Source organism: bacterium, assembly GCA_030654305.1.
In the GTDB taxonomy this organism is placed as follows: domain Bacteria; phylum Krumholzibacteriota; class Krumholzibacteriia; order LZORAL124-64-63; family LZORAL124-64-63; genus PNOJ01.
In genome coordinates, this window is sequence record JAURXS010000108.1 from 1 (window position 1) to 3,923 (window position 3,923).

The 3,923-nt window shown below is 72.3% G+C and carries 4 protein-coding genes; 3 read left to right on the forward strand and 1 reads right to left on the reverse strand.

Translation table 11 applies throughout. The features are described 5' to 3' along the window. On the reverse strand, positions 1-594 hold a 594-nt coding region (locus Q7W29_02945; protein MDO9170766.1), incomplete at its 3' end, for a hypothetical protein. Positions 595-790: 196 nt separating this feature from the next. Between Q7W29_02945 and Q7W29_02950 the strand changes: the two genes are divergently transcribed. From Q7W29_02950 to amrS, 3 genes are read left to right on the forward strand one after another with little or no spacing between them, the layout of a single operon-like run. Next, a complete protein-coding gene (locus Q7W29_02950) occupies positions 791-1,735 on the forward strand; it encodes a nitronate monooxygenase (GenBank protein ID MDO9170767.1) in 945 nt (314 codons plus the stop codon). A 2-nt stretch (positions 1,736-1,737) separates the two neighbouring features. Then, positions 1,738-2,919: a DUF1730 domain-containing protein gene (locus tag Q7W29_02955; protein ID MDO9170768.1), complete on the forward strand. Its 1,182-nt coding sequence runs from the start codon at positions 1,738-1,740 to the stop codon at positions 2,917-2,919. After that, the gene (gene amrS / locus Q7W29_02960; protein ID MDO9170769.1) at positions 2,916-3,791 is read left to right on the forward strand and encodes an AmmeMemoRadiSam system radical SAM enzyme; all 876 of its coding nucleotides are present in this window, start codon (positions 2,916-2,918) and stop codon (positions 3,789-3,791) included. The genes Q7W29_02955 and amrS overlap by 4 nt, the downstream gene beginning before the upstream one ends. Positions 3,792-3,923: the final 132 nt, after the last annotated feature.

Consider the following 3,923-nt stretch of genomic DNA (forward strand, 5'->3'; position numbering starts at 1 on the left):
GCAGCCCGCGGTGACGCAGTTCATCTCGACCGAGACCGGGATCACCGGCCGGCTGCGCGCCAGCTCGGCGCCCTGCAGGTCGCGCGCGATCACCAGGGCGTTCTGGTAGGGGGCTTCGACCGTCGGCGCCGCGTCGGTGTAGGGCGTGACCGGGATGCCCTCGGCCTTGAAGTGGTCGCCCGCGGGATCGAAAGTCCCGGTGAGGCCCTTGCCGGTGAGCCCCACGTTCGGCGGCAGGTCGACGCCGAACAGGGCCTGGTCGTAGGTCCAGAAGTCCGTCTTGCCCACGGAGTAGGTGTTCCCGGGCACCGAGTACTCGAGCGTCACGCCCGTGGTCACCAGCTGCGGCAGGTTGGACGCATCGCCCCGGTGCACGACCTGGGCCATCAGCGTGTTGTAGGGGGGGAGCACCGACAGCACGGCGTGCAGGCGGTTCATGCAGTGCATGCCGAGGTCGTTCCAGCTCAGCACGACCGTGTCGCCGGTGACGGCGGCACCGGCGGGCAGGGCCGTCGCGGCGAGCAGCAGGATGGCCAAGGCCAAGGCCAGGGCCACAGTGAGGGGCGGTCGCTTCGCGGCGAGGTGCTGGATCATGTCGAACCTCCGGTCCGGAGTGTCTGCCGAGGGTCGGGACTCTCAGGGGCAGGGAATTCATACAATGTCGGTGGTATTTAAGTCAATGAAAATCGAATATTATAAATATAACAACCAAGTCGGGCCTGGGATCGGGGGGCCGGATGTGCTAGCCTCCTGATTAATAAAGAGTTCAGGAATTAGTCAGGAGACGGACATGTCCAGGTGGCCCGTTCCCAACGTCGCGACCCTCTTCGGCACCGAGCACCCGATCGTCCAGGCCGGCATGGTCTACAACAGCGGCGCGCGCCTGGCCGCCGCCGCCGCCGAGGCCGGCTGCCTGGGCCTGATCGGGGCCGGCGGCCGCCGCCCCGACGACCTGCGCGCCGAGATCCGCGCCGCCCGCGCGCTGACCTCGCGTCCCGTCGGCGTCAACATCCCCCTGATCGACAAGCACGCGCACGAGAGCCTGGACCTCGCGCTCGAGGAGGGCGTGGGCATCCTGGTCACCTCGGCGGGCTCGCCGGCCCGAGTGGCGGGCAGGATCAAGGCGGCCGGCGCCGTCTTCGTCCACGTGGTCGCGACCGCGGCCCTGGCCCGCAAGTGCGAGGACGCGGGCTGCGACGCCGTGGTCTGCGAGGGCTTCGAGGCCGGCGGCCACAACGGCCGCGACGAGCTGACGACGCTGGTGCTGGTGCCGGCCTGCGTGAGCGCGGTGGACATCCCGGTGATCGCCGCCGGCGGGATCGCCACCGGCGCGCAGATCGCCGCGATGTTCGCCCTCGGCGCCGCCGGCGTGCAGATCGGCTCGCGCTTCGCCGTCACGCGCGAGTCGGCCGGCCACGAGACCTTCAAGCGGGCCGTCGTCGAGGGCGACGACACGCGCCTGGTCCTGAAGAAGCACGTGCCGGTGCGCCTGCTGCGCAACGCCTTCCGCGACCGCGTCGAGGAGCTCGAGGCGCGCGGCGCCGGGCGCGAGGAGCTGGCGGCCCTGCTGGGGGAGGGGCGCGCCCGGCGCGGCATGGGCGAAGGCGATCTCGAAGAGGGCGAGCTGGAGATCGGCCAGGTCGCCGCCCTGATCGACGACGTGCCGGGCGTCGCGGAGCTGGTGGAGCGGCTGCTGGCGCAGTACGACGCGGCCGCGTCCCGGTTCGGGGGCTGAACGTGGACGCCCCCCGGGTGACGGCCCTGCGCCTGCGCGAGATCCTCGAGCCGGCCTGCCGCGCCCACGGCGTGGAGCTGTGCGGGGTGGTCGGGCTGCCCCGCCGCCTGCCGCACGCCGCGGCCTGGTTCGACTGGCTGCTGAAGGGCAAGCACGGCGAACTCGCCTATCTGCTGCGCGCGCCGCAGGACCGCGCCGACCCCACCCGCGAGCGGCCCTGGGCGCGCACGCTGCTGGTCTTCGGCCAGCGCTACACGGCCGGCTGGCCGGCGCGGGACGAACCCGGCGACGGCGGCTGGACCCTCGGCGTCGCGCGCTACGCCCGCGGCCTCGACTACCACGACGTGCTGCGCGGCGCGATCCGCCGCATCACCGGCGCGCTGCGCCGCGAACTCCATCGCACGGGCGTGATCGCCGCCGAGGCCGACCTGCGCGCCGTGGACGCCGTGGACGCCGGCCCCTTCCTGGAGCGCGAGCACGCCTGGCTCGCGGGCCTCGGCTTCTTCGGCAAGAACACGCTGCTGATCCACCCGCGCCTGGGCTCGGGCCTGTTCCTGGGCGTGGCCCTGCTCGAGCTGGAGGTGACCGGCCTCGCCGACGCGCCGCGGCCGCTGGTCGGCCCGCCCGCGCAGCGCCTGTCCGGACAGTATTTGCCCGACGCCGATGGGATGGCCTCGCTCTGCGGCAGCTGCAGCCTCTGCCAGGACAGCTGCCCCACCGGCGCCCTGGACACGCCCTTCGAACTGGACGCGCGCCGCTGCCTGGCCACCTGGTCGATCGAGTGGCAGGGCCGCGCTCCCGCGGATCGGCGCGCCTTGCAGGGCGACCGGCTGTTCGGCTGCGACATCTGCCAGCAGGTCTGCCCCTGGAACCACAAGGCGCTGCGACGCCCGGCGGCGACACCGCCGTCGCCCGGCTACGACGTCCTGCCGGAGCACGCGGAAGTGGACCTGGGCGACCTGATCGGGATGGACGCCGAGGCCTTTCGCGAACGCTTCCGACGCACGCCGCTGTGGCGGGCCCATCCCGAGGGGATGCGGCGCAATGCGCTGATCGTCGCGGCCAACACCGGCCGGCGCGACCTGCTGCCGGCGATCCGCGAGGCCGCCGCCGGGGACCCCGACGCGGAGGTCCGCGAGGTCGCGGTCTGGGCGCTGGCGGAGTTGGAGGAGGCGCCGTCATGAACGGCAACGTTGTGAACGGGAACATCGCCGCGGCCTGGTGGGAACCCGCCCCGCGTGGCGCGGTGCTCTGCGGCCTCTGCCCCCTGCGCTGCCGGCTGCGCGAGGGTCGGGACGGCCCCTGCGGCACTCGCGGCAACCGCGGCGGCCGCATGCTCGCGCTGCAGTACGGCGAGGTCGTGGCGCTGGCCCTGGACCCCATCGAGAAGAAGCCGCTGCTGCACTTCCACCCGGGCGAGCGGATCCTCTCGCTGGCCGCCCGCGGCTGCAACCTGCACTGCGCGTTCTGCCAGAACTGGAGCATCAGCCAGGAGCTGGACCGCCCCGTGCGGCGCGTCACGCCCGAGCAGGCCGTGGCCTTGGCCCTGGGGGAGGGCTCGTTCGGGCTGGCCTACACCTACAGCGAACCGCTGGTCTGGTTCGAGTACGTGCGCGACACCGCCAAGCTGGCGCGCACCGCCGGCCTGAAGAACGTGGTGGTGACCAACGGGTTCCTGGAGCCGGGACCGCTCGACGAGCTGATCCCCTGGCTCGACGCCGCCAACGTCGACCTCAAGTCGATGGACGACGCGTTCTACCGGAAGGTCTGCAAGGCCCGCCTGGCGCCGGTGCTGGCGACGATCCGCCGCCTGCACGCCGCCGGCGTCCATCTAGAACTCACCAACCTCGTGATCCCCGGGTTCAACGACGCCGACGCGCAGCTGCGCGCCCTGGTGGATTTCGTGGCCTCGGTGGACCGGCGCCTCCCGCTGCACTTCTCGGCCTACCATCCGGCCTGGAAGCTGGAGGCGCCGCCCACGCCGCGCGCCACCCTGGAGCGCGCGGCGCGGATCGGCCGCGAGAGGCTGGACCACGTCCACTTGGGGAACGTCTAGCCGGCGTCGCCTCAGTTCACCGGCGAAATCAGCAGGTCCACCCGGAAGGTGAAGTCCGCGCTGTAGAGCATGATGCTCTTCTCGCCCCACATCGTGTCGCCCACCAGGTTCAGGTAACCGACGGCATCCTCG

What these genes read in the sequence shown, in the direction of transcription:
- amrS (MDO9170769.1), top strand. Translation starts at nt 2,916, where the DNA reads ATGAACGGCAACGTTGTGAACGGGAACATCGCCGCGGCCTGGTGGGAA.
- Q7W29_02950 (MDO9170767.1), top strand. Translation starts at nt 791, where the DNA reads ATGTCCAGGTGGCCCGTTCCCAACGTCGCGACCCTCTTCGGCACCGAG.